This window comes from Affinundibacterium baiyunense (assembly GCF_018139645.1).
Lineage (GTDB): Bacteria > Pseudomonadota > Gammaproteobacteria > Burkholderiales > Burkholderiaceae_D > Undibacterium > Undibacterium baiyunense.
In genome coordinates this window covers 349,160-371,047 of the sequence record NZ_JAGSPM010000001.1, presented here as the reverse complement: position 1 = coordinate 371,047, position 21,888 = coordinate 349,160, and the positions used below count along the sequence as shown (strand labels likewise).

General features: G+C 44.7%; 18 protein-coding genes. 13 read left to right on the top strand and 5 right to left on the bottom strand.

The genetic code is table 11. From position 1 onward, the window contains the following. The first annotated feature begins 108 nt into the window (after positions 1 to 108). Both KDM92_RS01530 and KDM92_RS01525 read left to right on the top strand, forming a co-directional pair. The gene (locus KDM92_RS01530; protein WP_212682702.1) at positions 109 to 2,148 is read left to right on the top strand and encodes a 3-hydroxyacyl-CoA dehydrogenase NAD-binding domain-containing protein; all 2,040 of its coding nucleotides are present in this window, start codon (positions 109 to 111) and stop codon (positions 2,146 to 2,148) included. A 104-nt stretch (positions 2,149 to 2,252) separates the two neighbouring features. Beyond that, positions 2,253 to 3,854: an ABC-F family ATPase gene (locus KDM92_RS01525; protein ID WP_212682701.1), complete on the top strand. Its 1,602-nt coding sequence runs from the start codon at positions 2,253 to 2,255 to the stop codon at positions 3,852 to 3,854. 93 nt (positions 3,855 to 3,947) lie between these two features. Here the strand turns inward: KDM92_RS01525 and KDM92_RS01520 are convergent, their stop codons facing one another. After that, positions 3,948 to 4,628 carry a hypothetical protein gene (locus KDM92_RS01520; protein WP_212682700.1) on the bottom strand — a complete coding sequence of 227 codons (681 nt, stop codon included), beginning with the start codon at positions 4,626 to 4,628 and terminating at the stop codon, positions 3,948 to 3,950. A gap of 373 nt (positions 4,629 to 5,001) precedes the next feature. Here KDM92_RS01520 and KDM92_RS01515 point away from each other — a divergent pair, with 373 nt between their 5' ends. After that, the gene (locus KDM92_RS01515) at positions 5,002 to 5,427 is read left to right on the top strand and encodes a hypothetical protein (RefSeq protein WP_212682699.1); all 426 of its coding nucleotides are present in this window, start codon (positions 5,002 to 5,004) and stop codon (positions 5,425 to 5,427) included. Between the two features lie 162 nt (positions 5,428 to 5,589). On the opposite strand, the gene KDM92_RS01510 is transcribed toward KDM92_RS01515, so the two are convergent. From KDM92_RS01510 to KDM92_RS01500, 3 genes are all read right to left on the bottom strand, one after another. Further along, positions 5,590 to 7,854 (bottom strand): xanthine dehydrogenase family protein molybdopterin-binding subunit, encoded by a 2,265-nt coding sequence (locus KDM92_RS01510; RefSeq protein WP_212682698.1) that lies wholly within the window; start codon positions 7,852 to 7,854, stop codon positions 5,590 to 5,592. Between the two features lie 52 nt (positions 7,855 to 7,906). Next, the gene (locus KDM92_RS01505; RefSeq protein ID WP_212682697.1) at positions 7,907 to 8,365 is read right to left on the bottom strand and encodes a (2Fe-2S)-binding protein; all 459 of its coding nucleotides are present in this window, start codon (positions 8,363 to 8,365) and stop codon (positions 7,907 to 7,909) included. A 234-nt stretch (positions 8,366 to 8,599) separates the two neighbouring features. Continuing rightward, a complete protein-coding gene (locus KDM92_RS01500) occupies positions 8,600 to 9,577 on the bottom strand; it encodes a threo-3-hydroxy-L-aspartate ammonia-lyase (protein ID WP_212682696.1) in 978 nt (325 codons plus the stop codon). A gap of 263 nt (positions 9,578 to 9,840) precedes the next feature. On the opposite strand from KDM92_RS01500, the gene KDM92_RS01495 reads away from it, so the two are divergent. Both KDM92_RS01495 and KDM92_RS01490 read left to right on the top strand, forming a co-directional pair. After that, entirely contained in the window at positions 9,841 to 11,169 is a 1,329-nt protein-coding gene (locus KDM92_RS01495) for a methyl-accepting chemotaxis protein (RefSeq protein WP_212682695.1), read from the top strand. 2 nt (positions 11,170 to 11,171) lie between these two features. After that, positions 11,172 to 12,674: a chemotaxis protein CheW gene (locus KDM92_RS01490; RefSeq protein ID WP_212682694.1), complete on the top strand. Its 1,503-nt coding sequence runs from the start codon at positions 11,172 to 11,174 to the stop codon at positions 12,672 to 12,674. Positions 12,675 to 13,074: 400 nt separating this feature from the next. On the opposite strand, the gene KDM92_RS01485 is transcribed toward KDM92_RS01490, so the two are convergent. Continuing rightward, positions 13,075 to 14,385 (bottom strand): hemolysin family protein, encoded by a 1,311-nt coding sequence (locus KDM92_RS01485; RefSeq protein ID WP_212682693.1) that lies wholly within the window; start codon positions 14,383 to 14,385, stop codon positions 13,075 to 13,077. A gap of 251 nt (positions 14,386 to 14,636) precedes the next feature. On the opposite strand from KDM92_RS01485, the gene KDM92_RS01480 reads away from it, so the two are divergent. From KDM92_RS01480 to KDM92_RS18955, 8 genes are all read left to right on the top strand, one after another. Beyond that, positions 14,637 to 15,848, top strand: coding sequence for an efflux RND transporter periplasmic adaptor subunit (locus tag KDM92_RS01480; protein WP_212682692.1), 1,212 nt, complete (start codon positions 14,637 to 14,639; stop codon positions 15,846 to 15,848). 5 nt (positions 15,849 to 15,853) lie between these two features. Beyond that, positions 15,854 to 17,056 carry an ABC transporter permease gene (locus tag KDM92_RS01475; protein WP_212682691.1) on the top strand — a complete coding sequence of 401 codons (1,203 nt, stop codon included), beginning with the start codon at positions 15,854 to 15,856 and terminating at the stop codon, positions 17,054 to 17,056. After that, positions 17,049 to 17,762 carry an ABC transporter ATP-binding protein gene (locus KDM92_RS01470; protein WP_212682690.1) on the top strand — a complete coding sequence of 238 codons (714 nt, stop codon included), beginning with the start codon at positions 17,049 to 17,051 and terminating at the stop codon, positions 17,760 to 17,762. The genes KDM92_RS01475 and KDM92_RS01470 overlap by 8 nt, the downstream gene beginning before the upstream one ends. A 347-nt stretch (positions 17,763 to 18,109) precedes the next feature. After that, positions 18,110 to 18,874: a molybdate ABC transporter substrate-binding protein gene (gene modA / locus KDM92_RS01465; protein ID WP_212682689.1), complete on the top strand. Its 765-nt coding sequence runs from the start codon at positions 18,110 to 18,112 to the stop codon at positions 18,872 to 18,874. 64 nt (positions 18,875 to 18,938) lie between these two features. Then, complete coding sequence (gene modB, locus KDM92_RS01460) at positions 18,939 to 19,622, top strand: molybdate ABC transporter permease subunit (RefSeq protein ID WP_212682688.1); 684 nt, start codon at positions 18,939 to 18,941, stop codon at positions 19,620 to 19,622. A 97-nt stretch (positions 19,623 to 19,719) separates the two neighbouring features. Further along, a complete protein-coding gene (locus tag KDM92_RS01455; protein WP_212682687.1) occupies positions 19,720 to 20,394 on the top strand; it encodes a sulfate/molybdate ABC transporter ATP-binding protein in 675 nt (224 codons plus the stop codon). A 73-nt stretch (positions 20,395 to 20,467) separates the two neighbouring features. Then, positions 20,468 to 21,286: a TOBE domain-containing protein gene (locus KDM92_RS01450; protein ID WP_212682686.1), complete on the top strand. Its 819-nt coding sequence runs from the start codon at positions 20,468 to 20,470 to the stop codon at positions 21,284 to 21,286. 303 nt (positions 21,287 to 21,589) lie between these two features. Further along, complete coding sequence (locus KDM92_RS18955; RefSeq protein ID WP_369123441.1) at positions 21,590 to 21,856, top strand: NmrA family NAD(P)-binding protein; 267 nt, start codon at positions 21,590 to 21,592, stop codon at positions 21,854 to 21,856. Positions 21,857 to 21,888: the final 32 nt, after the last annotated feature.

The following is a 21,888-nucleotide window of genomic DNA, read 5'->3' as shown; positions in this document are numbered from 1 at the left end:
GGTTTACAATTTGTAGCTGATTTGTGACTGAATTTGTGTCGGCATTCGTGGCGATGCAAGTCACATCCGAAGTCTGATTCCTAAAAACGACAATACAAGAGACCAATTATGACTGCAAGCTTAGCCATTCAAGATCACATCGCAATCATTACCATCAATAACCCGCCAGTCAATGGACTTGGGCACGCGACACGTACTGCCATTTCGGAACATTTGCGTGCAGCAGAAAATAATTCGGATGTAATCGCCATTGTATTGACTGGAACAGGCAAAGTATTTTCAGGCGGGGCTGACATAAAAGAGTTTGGCACGGATAAAACCTATGCAGAACCATCACTGCCCAGTTTGCTAGTGCAAATGGATGTATGCAATAAACCGATCATTGCCGCTTTGAATGGCGTATGCATGGGTGGCGGTTTAGAGCTCGCTTTGGCTTGCCATTATCGTGTCGCCACCAGCGCGATTCAAATTGCTTTGCCTGAAGTTAAGTTAGGTCTGCTTCCGGGCGCTGGCGGCACGCAACGCTTGCCTCGACTAGTCGATATGAAAACTTGTCTGGATATGATTTGCAGTGGTCGCAGCTATTATTCGGATCAGTTAGTTGAGACTAAGTTGTTCGACGCATTTGTACCAACCACTACACAATTACTACAGACCGCAATCGACTTTGCAGATAAAGTTGCCTCGGTGCGACCAATCCTGCGTGTACGTGATCTGATAGCGAATCAAACGATTACACCAGAGACATTTGCGACTGCCCGAGCCAATCTTCAAAAAAAGTCCAAACATTTACCTGCACCGTTTGCATGCGTTGACGCTTTGGAAGCGAGTGTAAAACTGGATTTTGATTTAGGTATTCAAACCGAACGCCAATTATTTCAACAACTATTGCAAAGCCCCGAATCGAGAGCGCTACGGCATATTTTTATGGCTGAACGCGCGGCAGGAAAGATAGCCGATATCGATGCGTCTACACCTTTGCGCGCGATCAACTCTGTTGCAATTATTGGGGCAGGGACGATGGGCACAGGAATTGCGATGAACTTCGCAAATGCAGGGCTTCCAGTGCGTTTGCTTGATTTACAAGAGGCTAGCTTAACTCGTGGATTAGCTAGAATCAGAGAGCAATATCAAGCGGCAGTAAATAAGGGAAAGCTAACGCAGAATGAATGCGAGCAGCGATGCAATTTGATTGTTGGCGTGCATAGTTACGATGATATTACTGAAGTTGATTTGGTAGTCGAAGCAGTCTTTGAAGACTTGGCTGTTAAGAAAAATGTTTTCGAACAACTTGATCAGACAATGAAGCCTGGTGCTATTTTGGCGAGTAATACATCGACTTTGGATTTGAATGAAATTGCCATGGTGACCAAGCGCCCACAGGATGTGATTGGTCTACATTTTTTTAGCCCCGCAAACATCATGGAACTGCTTGAAGTCGTGAGAACCAAATATACTGCGACCGATGTTTTAGTTACCTGCTTTAGCTTAGCGAAGAAGATTAAAAAGACAGCGATCATCGCCGGTGTTTGTGATGGTTTTATTGGAAATCGGATGTTGGAGCAATATACCAAACAAGCAGCGTTTTTATTGGAAGAGGGATGTACACCACAACAAGTTGATCATGCGATTGAAGCATTTGGATTTGCGATGGGACCATTTCGCATGAACGACTTGGCTGGCAATGATATTAGTTGGGCGATACGTAAGCGAAGAATTGCTGCCAATCCTAATGCAATTTATTCCAAGTTAGGTGATCGCTTGTGTGAAATGGGACGCTTTGGCCAAAAAACACAGGCAGGCTGGTATGACTATCAAGCCAACGATAGAACAGCTTACTCCTCAGATATCGTAAATCAAATGATACGTTCACACGCGCAAGATTTAGGTGTGTCACAAAGGCAGATTAGCGATGAAGAAATTGTGCAAAGACTGGTACTTGCGCTTGCTAATGAAGGAAGAAAAATTTTGCGTGACGGCATCGCAGCACGCGCATCAGATATTGATTTAGTCTATCTAAAAGGCTACGGTTTTCCAATTCATCGTGGTGGCCCAATGTACTTTGCTGAGTCCTTGGGTTGGGAAAAAGTGGATCAACTTTTGCAACAATTCCAAAGAGGACATCGAGGACAGACTTGGATTTTGTGAATTAGCCACTGCTGTATTCCAATGTCCAAGCCGAAAATCGCAGAAGCGTTGGAGTGCGATGATATAATGCGCGGTTAATTTAATTCCATGCAAAAGGTTTCAACGTGTTAGCAACCGCAAATATCACCATGCAGTTTGGCCCCAAGCCACTGTTTGAAAACATCTCAGTTAAGTTTGGCGAAGGTAATCGCTATGGCTTGATCGGCGCCAATGGCTGTGGCAAATCCACTTTCATGAAAATTCTTGGTGGCGATCTTGATCCCTCATCCGGTACCGTGATGCTCGACCAAAACGAGCGTTTAGGTAAATTGCGTCAAGATCAATTTGCATTTGAAGACATGCGTGTATTGGATGTCGTGATGATGGGACACACAGAAATGTGGGCAGCGATGGCAGAGCGCGACGCGATTTATGCGAACCCAGAAGCAACTGACGATGATTACATGAAAGCAGCAGACTTAGAAGCGAAGTTTGCTGAATACGATGGTTACACTGCCGAAGCACGTGCAGGTGAGTTGCTGTTAGGCGTGGGCATTCCCACTGAACAGCATCAAGGTTTAATGAATGCGGTAGCACCAGGCTGGAAATTGCGCGTGTTATTGGCACAGGCTTTATTCTCAAATCCAGACATTCTGTTACTGGACGAACCAACCAATAACTTGGACATTAATACAATTCGTTGGTTAGAAGATGTGTTGAATCAACGTAATTCGACGATGATTATCATCTCGCATGATCGCCACTTCTTGAATCAAGTCTGTACTCACATGGCGGACATGGATTACGGTACCTTGAAGATTTATCCTGGTAATTATGACGAATACATGCTGGCATCTTCACAAGCACGTGCGCAACAATTAGCGAATAACGCAAAAGCGAAAGACAAAGTGCTCGAGTTGCAAGATTTCGTACGTCGTTTCTCAGCCAACAAGTCTAAAGCGCGTCAAGCGACATCACGCGCTAAGCAAATCGAAAAAATCAAGATTGAAGACGTTAAACCATCTAGTCGTCAAAATCCGTTTATTCGTTTTGATGGCGAAAAGAAATTGCATCGCTTAGCGGTTGAAGTAAAGCATTTATCCAAAGCATACGATCATAAATTATTCGATAGCTTTGACATCATGGTTGAAGCAGGTGAAAAAATCGCGATTATTGGTGCCAATGGCGCAGGTAAAACCACGTTATTGCGTTGTATTGGTGGCGCCGATATTTGCGGTTTGACCGCAGACCGCGGTGAAGTAAAGTGGGCTGAAAATGCAAACGTCGGCTATATGCCGCAAGATCCTGCAGAAAATTTTGCTTCGGACAAAAATCTGACGGATTGGATGGGCATGTACACGCAAGAGGGTGATGATGACCAAGCCGTGCGTTCAATTTTGGGCCGGTTGTTATTTAGCGGTGACGATGTCAAAAAGTCGGTAAAAGTCCTTTCCGGTGGTGAAAAAGGTCGTATGACTTACGGCAAATTAATGTTAGGTCGTCATAATGTGTTATTGATGGATGAACCGACCAACCATATGGACATGGAGTCGATTGAATCTTTAAACATCGCCCTCGAAAAGTATGCTGGCACCCTGATCTTTGTGTCACATGATCGTGAGTTTGTCTCATCTTTAGCGACTCGTGTACTAGAAGTGAAGGACGGCAAGGTGATTGATTTCCGTGGTAGCTACGAGGAATATTTGGCTAGCCAAGGCATTGAGTAAGCTGGTCGTTGTAAGTGATTTGACGTGTCTTTAGCGACTCAAAAGTAAAAAAGGCCAGAAATTTTTCTGGTCTTTTTTTATCTTCATTGTGCTTTAATCTTCTAGAAATTCAGGATCATCCAAGGAAAACCGAATATACATGCGGGCATCAAATTGATCGCGTAATTCAATCGCTAAATCCTTGCCTTTAGAATGCAAAACAGCCGAGACGTAGGCTTGTCTGAAGGTGTGAATATCGTAAAGATTCTGTGCTTTCTGTAATTTTCTCTGTAGGAAAAAACCTTTTAATCCTAAATGCTCTTTTATTGATTCCGCTAAATAGCGCTTCATCATTTGCACGCGCGATTCTGTTTTATCTTCATCCAACTTGGCGAGCAGGGCGTCTAGGTCTTGATTCCACGCGGGGTTTTCGTCTTCAGAAGCATCAAAAATAGTTTGCGATTCTTCCAATGCATCGATAGAACCTAAGGTGTTAACTTGTAAGTCTGGAGAACTTGGATTTTGGGTCAAATCGAGATCATCGGATTGCTGGTCGAGTATGGTATCAACTTGATCAGATTCAACCGACACGCGTTGAATAAACCCATCATCTAGCAGTTCTTTCAGGCTTTGTGAATTTAATCCTAAGCCACCGATTTTTTGTACGATATCCGCATCTGTTTTTTTGCCATCAATGAGCACCAGTAAAGAACGCATACGCGAAGGTAAATGCCATTTGCGGGTAGCGATTTCTTCGCGCCCTTTATCGGTTTTGTCATAGATGGAAATTTGCATACACAGAAAACAAAGCTTGTCCGAAAGTGTTAGCGATAAATTGTTGCCATTGGGAATTTTTTTCGCACATTTGAAAATATACTATAAGTTCCTCGCGTTCCGAAAGAATAGAAGAAAATAAGTCTGAATAATGAAATTTGCTTTGGTTTTCAATTCATTTAATCTTCAGTTAACCTTGAGTTAAAAAAATCTACACTTGAGATGGCAAAGCGCTTCTTGTTTAAAACTCGCTAAACTGTCGATGCTCTGATAACATCGCCGCTCAATTGAATTTATTTGTGTTCGAAGATGTTTTCGTAACTATGCATCTATATTAAGATGAATTCAATTTACGCAAATATCTACTGTTAACTTCCTGCTGATTCTCGCCTCTATGCCACGTATTTTATCGTTCTTGATTTTTTTAACTGCGATCTGTTCAGTCAATCTTGCGCATGCAGATGCCTTTATTTGCATTGACCAGCAAGGGAAAAAGGTATTTTCCAGTGAAGCTTGTAGTAAGCGTGGTTTTAAAACCGCATCAAGTGAATTTCCTATCATCGCAGGACAAGCTGTCAGTGCAAGAGTCATTATGCCAAAACAAGATACTGGACCGAAGTTGGCTGAAAATGGTGGCATGCTAAGTACCGATGGCAAATATGTGACCAAGCCAGGACAAATCTATATGGATAGCGAGTTACCACTTGAGAAGCCCGTTTTGTATTTTTTGTTGTTGATGATGGCGGGTGCTGGTGCTTTGTTTTGTTTAATTTTCATCCGTTTCTTTAAAGCGCATCACAGCAAATTGAAACATGAGTGATTTTGAAAAGTAAGTATCATTGCGTGAAGTTGCATGAAATAGCGTGATTCAATCAATCGCGCTGTAGAACAAAAAGCCCCTAAGATCTACTGGTCTTAGGGGCTTTTTGATGGAAGTGAGTTTCTTAAGTGCTAAACCACAATATCAGCAATGTCAGCAATATTACGCCAACTTAAACGGCAAGCTACGTGGCACCTTGCCAGTTAATTGTGCAATCGCATTGGCAAACGCTGGAGCGAGTGGAGGCAAACCAGGTTCACCGATACCAGTTGGTGGATCAGCACTAGGAACGATGTGTACCGTCATTTGCGGCATATCAGTGATCCGTGCGACCGCATATTGTCCAAAGTTGTCTTGTTCAACGACACCGTCTTTCAAAGTGATCGCTGCATTTTCTAGACACATGCCCAAGCCCATTAAAGCTGCACCTTGAATTTGCGCTTCGATCGTCTTGGGATTGACCGCCAAATTACAATGTACGCCCGCAGTTGCTGTATGGAGTTTTGCTTGTCCATTTTTGACCGATGCGGTCACGACATAAGCAACCACAGTTTGGAATGATTCATGCACTGCCACGCCCCAAGCCTGCCCCTTTGGTAGGCGACGTTTGTTGTAGCCCGATTTTTCCACCGCCAATTTCAATGCGGCAGTATGGCGTGGATGTTTGTCGCCAAACTGTTTTAAGCGATAAGCGACGGGATCTTGTTTGGCAGCTCTAGCGATTTCATCGATTAATGTTTCCATCACATAAGCAGTGTGTGTTGAGCCCACGCTGCGCCACCAAAGCACCGGCACATTGACTTTGGGATGATGCACCGACAATCGCATGGGAATCGGATAAGGATCGCGCATTCCCTCAATCGCCGTGCCATCGACACCATTTTTCATCAAGAATCCTTCAAATGGTGTCCCTGCAACAATGGATTGCCCCACAATCACGTGATCCCACGCCTGCACTTGGCCTTGCTCATCAAAACCGATCTGCGCTTTATGCACGTGCATGGGTCGATAATAGCCGCCTTTGATGTCATCTTCGCGGCTCCAAATAGTGCGTATCGGTGCTTGGATACCCGCGCTACGAGCGGCTTTGGCAACTTGACAGGACTCCACAACATAATCACAACTTGGAACCGCGCGACGACCAAAACCACCGCCAGCCATTTGCACATGTATTTGTAGATTCTGTGGAGATACACCCAATGCTTGTGCCGCTGCCATCGCTTCTAAGCCTGGCATTTGCGTGCCTACCCACAATTCTGCTTTGCTACCATCTGGATTGATTTGCACCGTGCAATTGAGTGGCTCCATTGGCGCATGCGCGAGATAAGGGAAGGTATATTCGGCTTGGATTTTTTTCGGCGCACTGGATAATTGACTGACATCCGCTTTAAAGTGCAGATTGCCTGTGGTTTGTGCCAATTCTCGATATTTTTTTAATTGCACTGTCGAGTCAACTTTTTCTACTTGACTAGCATCCCAATCAATTTTCAAAAGATCACGTGCTTGTTTAGCTGGCCAATACCCATCAGCGATCACCGCAACTCCTTCGCCACCGCGATCAACTTTAATTTTAACAATCGCACGTACACCTTTAATTTGTTTCGCCGCACTGTCATCAAACGATTTAACGCTCGCTCCGAACACGGTAGGGTGTGCGATGACCGCGGTAAGCATGCCTGGTAGACGTACATCAATACCAAATTCTTGTTTACCACTTGATTTATCTTTCGCATCAAGACGACCGACGTGCTTGCCGATGATTTTGAAATTTTTGGGATCTTTTAAGCTGACTTTTGCTGGAACAGCGATCTTCATAGCTGCTTCAGCCAATTCACCATAGCTAAAGGTTTTTCCGTCGGCACGAATCACCGTGCTACGCTCTGTGCGCAAAGTTTCTGGGCTCACATTCCACTGTACTGCGGCTGCGTTGATTAGCATGGCACGCACACGAGCACCAAGCTCGCGATATTGTGTATAAGAATTTTTGATGGATCCAGATCCACCAGTCATATGCATACCAAACGCAGGATCGACATAAGCTGGGGCGGCACTACCATGAACTGCATGAACCTTATTCCAATCCGCGTCCAATTCTTCTGCCAAGATCATAGGCAAAGCAGTGTGCACACCTTGCCCGAACTCCAGTCGATTGATGGTGACTGTGATACTGCCATCGCGGGTGATTTGCACGAATGCGCTTGGTTGTTGAAAAGCTTTCAAACTGGAGCCATTGGCGTTGTTTTGCGGCGTGTCTTGCGCCTGAGCAGGGAATACGCCTAAGGCGAAACCACTAGCGACTGTCATCTTAAGAAACTGACGACGCGACAATTCGGTTGATTTTCCAAATGAAGAATTCTGTTGTTCAATTAAACTAGCAATGCCTTTTGGGATCTGACTCAGATCACTATTTTTCGAATCGAAATGCATGTGAATTCCTTTATGTGCGGTAATTTAATTGCGATCTTCTGGGCCGATTCAATTAAGCTAGAGCGGCAGACGCCGCCTTGATGGCGCTGCGTATACGCTGATAAGTGCCGCAGCGACAAATATTGCCCGACATCGCCGCATCAATATCTGCATCACTTGGTTTTTTATTTGACTTCAGTAGAGCAGTAGCACTCATAATTTGCCCGCTCTGGCAGTATCCGCATTGCGCCACATCATGCGCTACCCATGCTGCATGAACAGCTCTACCGACTTTGTCATTCGACATCGCTTCGATCGTCGTAATCTTGCGACCGCTGACCGCAGATACGGGTGTAATGCATGAACGTATCGCTTGACCATCGACATGTACCGTACAGGCACCACATTGGGCGACACCACAACCGAACTTCGTTCCACTCAATCCGAGTCCATCACGAATTGCCCACAATACGGGAGTATCTGGCGCGAGATCTAGCGCGCTTTCTTTCATGTTGACGTTAAGTTTTAGCATTTCTATATTCCTTTTCTCATATTTGATGCGCGTAAAAAGGTGACTTCGACGGATCTATTTTTTGATGCTTATTCACTGCTTGTTTATCGCTTATTTATTGCGTACTCATTGCTTACTCAGACTAGTGAATATCGCAGTGAGTAGCAAGTTTATTTCAAAAATCAAATTGGCGTATTGGTACGCCAAACACGCTCAACCATGGCCAACTAAATATTACTTAGTAAGTACTGCTAACTAAAGTTCTGAATCCAAAACAAATCGAGCAAAACGCCGTAAATCCACATTACCTCCGGAAATAATGATGCCGACTCGGCGTCCACGTAAATCAAATTTGCCACTCATTGCCAAGGCGGCACCTAGGCAACCAGTCGGCTCCACCATCATTTTCGTTCGATTGGCGAAGAATTTCATGGTATCGATTAATTGCGCGTCGCTGACTGTTTCAATTGCATCCACATATTGCTGAATTATTGGGAAGGTATAGTTTCCAAGATGCTGTGTTTGCGCGCCATCAGCAATCGTGTTTGGCGTTTCAATGTGAACGATACTACCTCTTTGAAAACTGCGTTGACCGTCATTACCTGCTTCTGGTTCAACACCAATTACCTGGCATTGTGGGCTCAATGACTTTGCAGCGAGTGCACAGCCAGAAAGCAAGCCACCACCACCCAAGGGAACAAACAAGTAATCCAGTTGACCCACTTCTTCAATCAATTCTTTGGCGCTGGTACCTTGTCCTGCCATCACATGCGGATGATCGTAGGGCGGAATTAGTGTTAAGCCTTGATCTTGAGCCAAGCGTCGACCAATTTCTTCACGATCTTCTTTGTATCTGTCATACATCACGATCTCGGCACCATATCCGCGTGTCGCTGCGACTTTTATTTCTGGAGCATCATGCGGCATCACGATCACTGCACGTATTCCAAACAAACGTGCGGCTTTGGCAATTGCTTGCGCATGATTACCAGACGAAAAACTCACCACCCCTCGTTGCTTTTGTTCCGGAGAAAACTGTAGTAGTGCATTACAAGCACCCCGAAATTTAAAGGCGCCGGTATCTTGAAAATTTTCACATTTAAAAAATAGTTCCGCGCCAGTTAATTGATTAGCGATAGATGAGCGTTGAACCGGTGTTCTTTTAACATGTGCCTCGATACGTTGATGGGCGAGTTGAATATCGTTAAAGCAAATATTTTCGGAAATTAACATAAATTTACATTCGAAATTGTCTATGTGCTTGCACTATCAAATTGTGTAAATAGGCAGCGCTAGCGCGGTAATCTTTTATAGGTAACTGGGCTCAAAATCTTGATTTCTATTTGCTACGTTTGATTTGTTTAAATCAAGACATTCAAAGACAAAGCTTCGAAAACTTAACATTCTTTAACTTTGCGAACTATTGCTAGGCAAAACTAAAGCAAGATAAACTCAATTTAATATTTCCATGTGGCAATTTAAATGTGAGATCAATCATGACTGCACACAACTCATTCATTCAAGAAGATTTGCTTCAAGCTTTAAATCAAGTCCAAGCCATTGTTCAATTTGACTTACAGGGGCAAATATTACATGCGAATGAGAATTTTCTGCGCATTTTTGGTTACTCAGTTGAGCAAGTCATTGGCCAACACCATAAAATATTTTGTACTAGGGAAGAATCAAGTAGCCGCGATTATCAAATCTTTTGGGATAAGCTAGGACGTGGCGAACATAGTGCAGGCGTTTATCATCGAGTCGATGTACACGGTAAAGATGTGTGGATACAAGCATCCTACAATCCAGTACTAGATGCCTCCGGAAAACCTTACAAAGTCATTAAATTTGCTACAGATATTACCGCTCAACGTATTCAAGAATCTGAGTTCGAAGAAAAAATTGCCGCAATATCACGTTCCCAAGCAGTGATTGAATTTGATTTGCGAGGCCATGTACTTGATGTCAATAATAATTTCTTACGCACCATGGGTTATACCCGCGATGAAGTCATAGGACAGCACCATAAGATGTTCTGCGACGAGACTTTAATTAAATCCGCTGAATATAGAAATTTCTGGGCCGATTTAGGTGATGGACAATTTAAGAGCGGCAGATTTAAACGCCTTGGAAAACATGATGCCGAAGTTTGGATACAAGCGACGTACAATCCGATCATCGACTTACACGGTAAACCCTACAAGGTAGTGAAGTATGCGATGGATATCAGTGAGCAAGTACAACGCGAAAATACAATTCGTGAAAAGGTCGATCTCATCACTAAGATTTTGGATGAATTGACGACATCGATCGACAGCATATCTAAGAGTTCTGAGCAGTCAAATGAGTTAGCGGAGCGCACGCAACAACATGCGATGGATGGCAGTGCGGTCTTGCAGCGATCACAAGATGCGATCATGGCGATTCAGCAGTCATCCAACGATATCAACGAGATTATTAACACCATCGCGAATATCGCAAATCAAACCAATTTATTAGCGTTTAATGCTGCGATTGAAGCGGCTCGTGCTGGTGAACAAGGCTTGGGATTTTCTGTCGTCGCCGACGAGGTCAGAAAATTAGCGGAGAAGTCGACGATGGCGGCGCGAGAAATCGCTAAGCTCATCACGCAAACCGTAACGCGTGTTGACGAGGGCGGTCGCCTAACCGAACAAGTTAGTGGTTCGTTTGCGAAGATACTTAATTCAGTGACGAGTACTTCTGAATCCATTTCGGTAATTTATGCAGCGACCACGGAGCAAGCTGAAGCAACTCGAAATGTCTCAAAACTCTTAAATGAATTGAACCGAACAACGGAGTATTTATAACCATGAAGATGGCAGCTGTATCGACGGATGTCATCCAAAACTTCATTTTATGTAAGTTAAATGACCTTCAATTTGTCCTTCCTCTCGAATTTGTCGTGCAGGCCAGCGAGATGCCTGACGACATTTCACAAGTCCCTAGGCGTGATGGGGCTGTAGTTGGCATATTTATGCATCGAGAGCAATCGATACCACTAATCGATCTGCGACGTTGGTTGCCGTGGCCAGGTGATTTACAAAACATGCCAGCGCAAATACTCTTACTGAAGAAGGGTGAACAATCGATTGGCATTGCAATTGACCGTGTTGAAGGATTGCAAAAAACGCCTTCTAACCGGATACAACGTCTTATTCATATTGAAAATTCTGACGAATTATTTCATTCCAGTATACAAATTCAGCAGCGTCGATCTCATGCCGATTTCGATGCGACTGATATGAATCAAGAATTGAAAACGGTTGGCGTGCTAGATGTTCCAGCACTCATAGCACTGAGTCAAATTTGGTCGAGTGAGGTAGCTTACAACGCAGTGAAAGAGCAATCGCAATCACAAGACCAGCTAGAAAAGAATCTACTCTCTAACACTCAAAAGTCGTTATTTGCCAGTTTCAAAGTTGGTGGACAAATTCTTGCGTTTGCGACCGATGAAGTAGCAGCGGTTATGTCTATGCCAGCAATACAAAAAATTTTAGGTGCCGATGCAAACTGGTTAGGTCTAGTGAAATGGCGCAATCGCGATGTGCCTGTATTGGCTACTCTACCGAGTATTGGATTGAAACACCAAGATGCCGACTTGAATGTCGCCAACCTATTACTAATTTTGAAGTGCGAAGGCCGTTGCGTTGCTTTGCCGATAAATAACATCATCAAAGTCGAGGCGCTTTCACTTAATGCAATGCAGACAGTAGATGAAGCGGGGCTGCCAAACAATAACGCACTGTTGGGTGTTGTTCATCTGTCGGATAATTCGACAGCACTAGTCATTAGCAGTGCAAATTTAATTGCTACTTGCCCAATGACTGCATTGAGTGAAACGGAAGATCTTGATCAAAAAGAGTTGAGTCGAAACAAAGAAATTTTTGTCGTCATTCAAGCTGGTCACGCATGGGCAATGAATATTCAAAATTTAGAGTCGATCATCAATGTGCCAGAACAAATCGACGTGCTCACTGCATCGCATTCCGCTCAAATCGGCACCTTTGTTTGGAATGATAAAACGCTCGCTTTGTGGGACCTAAGTTTATTAAGTGTACAAAAACCGACCGAGATGAACTCTCAATCCAAGGTTTTAATTGCACGTGTAGGGCAACGATTAATCGGATTGTTAATCGAGAAACTAGTGCTCTTATTACCTGGTCGCATGGGACAGGTGCACAACTTCTCAAATCCTCATGCACACACGTCGCAAATGATTACGGTGAAATACGAAGATCACATCAAGAGTTACAGCATACTTGATCCACAGAATTGGACACCGTTGCAGAACAGTATCCAATTGAGTCAGTGACTATTCAATATAATCAATAAGAATTTGCGGCGATTTTGCTGCTGGCAAATAAGCAGCAATCGCAGTGAAAAGGGGTCTTCTATTAAGATTCCCTAATGATTGCAATTGAGCGATTATTTCGAACGAATTGCTAATGAACTTTTCAAAGTTAAGCGCAGCGCTTGTCCAACTGGGACTTTATAACTGCGCCATTCCTTGTAGTCTTTGATTGCGGCTAACATCTTCATATTCCTTGTTTGTGATAAGTAGTGAACAACGTGTGCACATGATAAATTGCGCAACAAGTAGTTTCTGTGATGGTCAGCACAAACAAGCAATTAAATTAGCGCTTCGAGTATCTGTTCTAAATCGAATCTGAACGACGCTGTTCGAGTGAAGAACTTAGCTTAAGCTAGCGTTGTTAAAGCAGCGTCGGCGGTAAGGTTTCAGAGATCAATAAACGATCAATGCGGTTTTTATCCATATCGACCACTTCAATGCGGAAGCCTTCCCACTCAAAGTGTTCTGACTCTCTTGGGATATAGCCAAAGTGCGTTAGCACAAAACCTGCTAAGGTGTGATACGAACCCGATGCCTCTTCTGGAAACTTCACATCGGTATTCAAAATTTCTCGGAAACGATCAAAGGAAATTCCACCATCAATTAACCAAGAGCCATCTTCGCGTTGAATTGCATCAGACTCTTCATCACGATCGACGGCGACCACATCGCCGACCAGTGCGCCGAGTACATCGCTCAAAGTCACGATGCCTTCGATTTCACCGTATTCGTTGACCACCAACGCTAATTCAGCGCGATTTTTCTTCAATGCTTCAAGCAACTGCATCGCACTGAGAGTTTCAGGAATGTATAAAGCCGGTTTCAAAGCAGTGGCAATATCAACCGCCTGCAAAGATTTGGACTCAATCGCTTGATCGAATAAATGTCCGCCATGCACAATCCCTAGCACATTCGATAAATCTCCTTTGCAGACAGGAAATCTACTGTACGGGCTAGTTTTGATTTTTGCCAAATTGGTTTCTAAGGATTCTTCGATATCGATAAAGTCGATATCCATACGCGGCGTCATTAAGGCAGCGACACGTTGGTCATCTAGGCGCAAAGCGCGAGAAACAATATCGTGTTCGGTCTTTTCAAACAATCCAGCATCGGTTCCTTCTTGCAGCATACCGGCGATTTCTTCTTCGGTAACTGCATTGTTTTTGGTTTGATGTAAGCCCATCAAACGTAATAAGGCTTCTGTTGTGAATGTCAGGATTTTGACAAAAGGCCCCATCACGCCTGACAACCATTGCATAGGCGCGGCAATTAAAGAAGCCACCGTTTCGGGATACTGCATCGCGATGCGCTTAGGCAGCAATTCGCCAAGTATCAAGGAAGAGAATGTGATACCAACTACCACCAGTGCCAAGGCGATCTCCCTTGAGAATTCACCAATCATCGGTATATTTTCTAATTTTGGACTGAGTTGCGCGACGAGTGATGCTTCACCAAAAGCACCATTAAAAATGCCGATTAAAGTGATGCCAACCTGTATTGTCGAAAGAAAACGACTGGGACTATCAGAAAGTTCGAGTGCCGCCTGCGCGCCTCGGCTGCCATTTTCTGACATTTTTTGTAAGCGTATGCGCTTGGAAGAAACTACCGCAATTTCAGACATGGCGAACAAGCCATTGACCAAAATCAGACCTAAGATAATCAGTATGTCCATTGTGAGAGGGTAGGTCGCTTGCTCGATTGCCCCCAGTAATTAAGGAAAGCTCATTGTACCGAAAATTTTCATTTTGTGAGAGCTTGCTTACTTAGCTAATTTATTAAACATACTTATAAAGTAAGATCATCTGTGTCGAGAAATATAAGATGCGTTCGACTTCGATCATTGAGTAAAACACCTAAATAGTGGGGTATTAAAACAGGTTAAAATCATTGTCAAAGGTATTCACGTACATCCTAATTCATACTATGAAACGCTATCGCTTTCTCCTTATCGCAGTTTACTTGGTCTTAGCCATGCTCGCATGGAGTGGTGTGCAGAAGATGCGAGGACCAGCTTTGTCTGGCTATCAAGTTCAGGCACAAGCACTAGTGCAAACCGTAGTCGCCACTGGTCGTGTAGCAGCAGTATCTCGCGCGCAAGTCAGCAGCCCGATCACGGGTGTTGTTGTAGAACGACGTGTGCGCGAAGGCGATATGGTCAAGCCAGGCGATGTGCTAGCAATATTGCGCGCAGATGACTTAGCTGCTGCGGTCCGAGAGGCTGAAGCTGCGCTAGCGCAATTACAACAAGCAACTCGACCACAGGCACAGGCAAGTCTGCGTGAAGCGCAGTCACGATTAGCGCAAGCCAGTCGCGAGGTAAATCGACGTCGTGATCTTTTCCAACAAAAAATGATCACAAACGAATCGATGGAGCAGGCGATACAGATCGAGACCGCTGCGCGCACAGCAGTGGAGCAAGCCTTACTAACGAATAATGCTGTCGGTGTCGGCAAAGCCAGTGAGACCGCTGTGCGTGCACGCATTGCCAGCGCGAAAGCACAGTTGGCAAAAACCACTATTCGTGCCGAAGTAGCTGGTATTGTATTAACGCGCAATGCCGAGCCGGGAGATTTGGCACAACCGGGACGTGTGCTATTTGAAATTGCACGTGCTGGTGATACCGAAGTCCTTATGCCTCTAGATGAAAAAAATCTCGGGGTGCTAGCAATTGGTCAAGCAGCTACCTGCATCGCAGATGCTTTTCCCAATCGCCCATTCCCTGCCAAAGTCAGTATTATCGCACCAGGGATCGATCCGCAGCGCGGCACGGTTGAGGTGCGTTTAACCGTTGATCCAGTTCCTGAATTCGTACGTCAAGGAATGACGATCTCGGTCAATGTAGAAACCGGTCGACGCGATCGTGCGCTCGTTGTTCCTAACGACGTGTTATTTGCGACGAATGGAAACAACGCCACGGCATGGGTGGTTGAAGATCGTCGAGCTGTACGGCGTCAAGTTCAGCTTGGGCTACGTGGACTTATTCAATCAGAAGTTATCGCAGGTTTGCGCGCCGGCGATTGGGTTCTGTCCGCAATTCCTGCTAATTTGACAGACGGCGATCGGGTTAGATTGGTCGCGACCAGCTTGACCAGCGATCCTGCAACACGTAAAGAATTACCCGTCAAATTGGACTGATGCCAATGTGGACTGAATGGACAATTGCAACCAAGTTTTTGCGTGAAGGCAAAGCGCAAAGTACCTTGATTTTGGTTGGGATAGCTATCGGTGTTGCAGTGATTGTTTTCCTCACTGCGCTCATTACCGGACTACAATCAAACATCATTCAGCGCACCCTGGGCACGCAAGCACATATCAAGGTGCAACAAACCGAAGAGCGCAATCGTATCGTCGCTCTCGATCCCAGTAGCGTACAGCTGACCATCGAAAGCAAACGCGCACAACGCCTTCGTTCAATTAACAATTGGCAGCAAGTGCGTGATGTGCTCGACACCCTGCCAAGTGTTACTGCCGTATCGCCGATTATTTCTGGACCTGCATTTGCACGGCGTGGTGAATCCTTACAATCGGTTGCGCTGGTTGGTATTGATGCGCCGCGTTACTTACGCATTATCCCCGTCAAAGACGACATGATTGCGGGAGTATTTCGTATCGGTGCTGGTGACACTGTGATCGGCAAGCAATTGGCGACCGATCTAGGAATGCGGGTGGGCGATAAATTACGACTAGATGGCGGACAAGGGCGCGAGAGTATTTTAAATGTCGCAGGAATTTTCGAGTTGGGTGTGCGTGAGCTTGACGCCCGTTATGTGTATTTAGATATGAAGCAAGCACAGTCTCTACTTGATCTACCTGGTGCGGCAACAGTCATAGATGTGACGGTCGATGATATTTTCGAAGCACAAAAAATTGCTGAGCGAGTTGCGCGTCTCACGGGCTTAAAAGTTGAAAGCTGGATGGAAACCAATACCCAATTAATGAATGCCTTGCGCTCGCAAAGTCTATCGACACAAATGATTAGCGTTTTCGTGGCACTCAGTGTTGCCTTGGGTATTGCCAGCGTCTTGACCGTCAGTGTGGTGCAAAGAACGCGTGAGATCGGTATCTTGCGGGCGATGGGTAGCACACGACAACAAATGTTGCGGGTGTTTCTAGTGCAAGGTGCTTTGTTTGGCTTGAGCGGCTCTATTCTCGGAGTGGCGGTCGGCTATGCGCTGGTTGGTGCATTCAATACTTTTGGTCCCAAGCTGTTTTATATCCCCATCGATGCATGGCTACCTTTTGCGGCAACTGCAATTGCAACACTAACTGGCATTTCCTCTGCAGCGATTCCTGCACGACGCGCGGCTGCGCTTGATCCAGTGGAGGCAATTCGCCATGTCTAAACATGACGTCAATGAGCAGATATTACGCCTTGAAGGTCTGCGGAAAAGTTACAACGTCGGCAAGCCAACCGAAGCCGAAGTGTTGCATGGCTTAGATTTGATTTTGCAGCGACGTGATTTCGCTTCACTAGTTGGCGCATCCGGTTCGGGAAAGAGCTCGCTGCTCAACATCATCGGTTTGCTTGATCGACCTACTGCAGGTGAATTGTACCTACTGGGTGAACCGACTCGATCGATGGACGATGCGCGCCGTACAGCACTGCGTGGTAGCACCATCGGTTTTGTGTTCCAGTTTCATCATTTAATCCAAGCATTTACCGCATTAGAAAACGTATTGATGCCGTTGATGGTGGCAAACGGCAAACCAACCAAGGAACAAATAAAGCGTGCGCGAAATTTACTAAGCCAAGTAGGCTTAGAAGGACTAGAACAGCGTAATCCAGATCAACTGTCAGGTGGGCAGCAACAACGGGTCGCTGTCGCTCGCGCACTGGTCACTAATCCGGCACTTTTATTAGCAGATGAACCGACTGGTAACCTCGACACAAAATCTGCCGCGGAAGTGTTTCAATTGTTTCGTAAATTCAATCAAGAGTCTGGCTGCGCGGTACTTTTGGTCACCCACGATCCGCGCTTATCTGAACAATGTGATCGAACCATTAAGCTTGTCGATGGCAATATTGAGAGTGATGTTGTTACCACTTAAGTATTGCTACTTTGTAGAGCTCGGTTTGCAAGATGAAGGCAGTTTTGTAATCAAGGCTTTTAGCTAACTAGAAGCTCATCTAGAATTAATTTCATGCACGGATGTAGTTCTTTTCAAAGAAAAGATTCATGATGCAATTCAATTTTAAATGTCAATAACACAATCATGAATAAATGATTGCCGTATAAATCGCTCAAAATATTATCTAACTGTGGTTGCTGAGTCGATTCGTTTTTCTTCTCAGTCTTGAGTGTAATCAAGCTAACTCAGTTCGCTTTAACGGAGGATTTCGCAAACCGTTATATCTCAGTGTATATTACGACTTTAATTAGCTGACTTAGTTAACGATGAACAACAATACTTTGAGGTTGATATTGGCGACTGCCTTACTGTTGCTAATAGCACTCACATCTGCGGCAAAGGCTGGCGACATCACAGTTTCAGCGGCGGCTAGCTTGACAAATGCTTTCAAGGAAATTGCGCAAAATTATCAGGCACAATATCCCAATGCCAAAGTCGCTTTGAACTTTGGCGCGTCCGGAGCACTGTTACAACAAATCGCTAAAGGCGCGCCAGTTGATGTTTTTGCCTCAGCTGACCAAGAAACCATGGGTGCGGCAGAAAAACAAGGTTTAGTCGCAAATATGGATCGCCATAACTTTGTAAAAAACACCTTGGTGCTAATCTTACCGAAGGACAGTCAATTCAGTCCCAAGCGCCTACAAGACTTAACGCAAGCGCAGGTAAAACGCATCGCGATTGGTAATCCTGCAAGTGTTCCAGTTGGTCGCTACACGGTACACGCCTTAACTTCCGCAAGGCTGTGGCCAGCGCTGGAGAGTAAGACAATTAATACACAAAATGTACGCCAATCATTAGATTATGTGGCACGTGGCGAAGTCGATGCCGGATTTGTCTACGCAACAGATGCAGCAATCATGAATGATAAAGTGACGGTAGCGTTCGAAGTACCGTTGGATGTAGCGATTAGCTATCCGATTGCAATCATCAAAGATAGCAAGAATAAGGAAGAAGCAATGCGTTTCATTCGCTTCTTAGCCTCAACACAAACCCAAGCAATCTTGAGCAAGTATGGTTTTCAAAAGCCTTAGTTCTCGATAAACACCTAATTGACCCCAAGTAAGCACTAAACAAACACCCAATATAGACTAGCCAATGATAAGTTTTGAATGGACCGCCGTGTTGCTATCGCTCAAGGTCGCTGGCATCGCAACATTACTCAATTTGTTTTTGGGCGTGGCGGTCGGCTATCTATTGGCACGAACCCGATTCTCCGGCAGAGATTTACTAGACACCGTATTGACCTTGCCTATGGTGATGCCACCGACTGTGCTGGGCTATTATTTATTGGTATTAATGGGAAGGCGAAGTTGGTTGGGGGCTTGGTTACAAGACCACTTTGGCTTTAGTTTTATCTTTACTTGGCAGGGTGCTGTTGTGGCGGCATCAATTGTGGCTTTTCCCTTAGTCTTTAAACCTGCACGCGCCGCGTTCGAGGCTGTTGATGGACAACTTGAACAAGCTGCACGGGTGTTAGGTGTATCCGAGTTTGCGCTTTTTTTTAGAGTGACATTACCTCTAGCATGGCGTGGAATTTTGGCAGGGGTGTTGTTAGGATTCGCACGTGCCTTGGGTGAATTTGGCGCGACATTGATGGTGGCTGGCAGCATTCCAGGGCAGACCCAAACCCTATCCATCGCGATTTATGAAGCAGTCCAAGCTGGAAACGACGATATCGCGAATAGTTTAGTAGTACTGACATCGGCGATATGTATTGTGGTGTTGATGGTGGCAAATAAATTAGCTCCTGGTCGCGTGGCTAGCAGAAATCACAACTAAACATCGCACCAAATAAACCCAACAGCGAATTGAGAAATTCTTGAGGCGATTCGTTGTACAGCATTAGATCAATGTGATCAGAATTAAAGGCAAAAGGATGCGATTTAATTTTCATATTCAAAAACGACTGCGCTCGAATCAACGTGTTTTTGATTTGGATTTTCGCTTGAATACCGACAGTCAGCGTATTGTGATACTAGGTGAATCAGGTTCAGGAAAGAGTCTGACTTTAAAAACTATCGCTGGATTAATTACTCCTGACGAGGGATATATTGCTTTAGATAATCAAGTTTTTTTCGACAAACATCAAGGCGTCAACAAATCTCCACAGCAAAGACAGCTTGCTTACCTATTTCAAGATTACGCGCTGTTCCCACACTTAAATGTTAGGCAAAACATCGCTTTTGGCTTAGCGAAAGGGTGGTTCAATCCCTCAAAGCGAACACAAGATCCAAGAGTATCTTACTGGCTAGACGCATTTCAATTACATGCCGTTGCAGATCAATTGCCGCACGAGCTCTCCGGCGGTCAAAAACAACGCACTGCTTTAGCACGTGCCTTGATCTCTGAACCTGCGGCCTTGTTATTAGACGAACCGTTTGCTGCGCTCGATCCTGCATTGCGTGTTGTCATGCGTAAAGAATTAGATGAGCTACAGCGCTCATTAAAGGTGCCGATGATGTTGATTACGCATGACCCTGAAGATGCGCATGTATTTGGTGAACAAATCTTGTCTATGCACGAAGGGCGAATAAATGGTAATACTCCCTAGGATTATTAGCACCTACTCATTGCCAAGCACATCTCATGCAATCAATCGTCGTTAAATTCCTACCTTAATCAATATGGAAAACAATTCCAATACAAATATCGAAATCAATGGCTCAGTCTGGATGACGGTCGATGGTGAAAATTTTGGAGGCAAAGGTCGCATAGAACTATTGGCGCAAATTGCAGAATGTGGATCAATCACGCAAGCAGCAAAAGCAATTAAGATGAGCTACAAGGCCGCGTGGGATGCAATTGACAACATGAATAATTTGGCTGGCGAACCATTAGTTGAACGCCTAACTGGTGGTAAAGGAGGTGGTGGCACACGTCTCACAAAACGAGGTCAACAACTGGTTGATAACTTCAAAATTATCGACAAAGAACACCGCGAATTCATTTCACAATTAGGCAAGCATGCAGAAGGTATTGCTGACGATTTTTTATTGATCAAGAAAATGAATATGAAAACGAGCGTCCGCAATCAATATCGCGGCACGATTACACACCTACGATATGGTGCAGTCAATGATGAGATAGAACTACAAATCAGCGGCAATCAAAAACTAATCGCGCTTATTACACACGAAAGCACAGAAGAATTAGGCTTACGTGTTGGCACAGAAGTATTTGCCTTGGTAGCCGCTTCATCGGTCATTGTGATAAGTGATGTTAGTGAAGATGTGAAACTATCGGCACGCAATCAACTGACTGGCCTAGTTTCGCGTATCCAAGTTGGCGCAGTCAACACAGAAATCGTAATCGAGATGGGTGAAGCCAGCTCGTTGGCAGCAACCATCACCAATCAAAGTGTCGAAAGCTTAGGACTAGCAGTTGGACGGGCAGCAACCGGCGTTTTCAAAGCATCGAGCGTTATTATTGGGGTTCCTGCTTAATTGATCGAAATTCGATAAGAGTAATAGCGCGCAAACGTAAAACTTCGGACTCTTCCAAACAAAATCCCCCCTTTATACATCCAAAATTTTGCGTTAATCGTCCTGTAAATTCCGTAAATGTTTGCTTACGTAAAATTTAGGACTAAATGCCGTGTAAACGTAATCGTTAGGACAAATCATAAGCCTAAAACTTATTACGTAATTCTTGAGACTAATTCAAATTCTCTTTCAATGCTGCATGTTTGAGAAGAATAGTGATGAGATTATCCTCCGTCTCAGTGTTTACGCTAAGATGATGTTGACCTGTGGCGTGCAGAAGGGAGGGAGGCTGTTATCCTTGACTTGAATGGTCCTTCATCGTTTGCAACTGCCTCAGCAAATGTGGATAGAGTTTTTCTACTGACTGGATATACCTCAGACATGCTTTTTCAGAGTAAAAAACTGGTCGATGCGGCAAAAGAAGCAGGTGTCAGTCATATTGTTCACTTAGGCGTTTTCACCTCCGGTATGGATCTGATTTTACACTTCGTTTGGCATTGTAACCCTCCCGTAAAACCAAGCCATGCATAACTAGAGATCTTGAGGCAAACTTGTATGTCAAA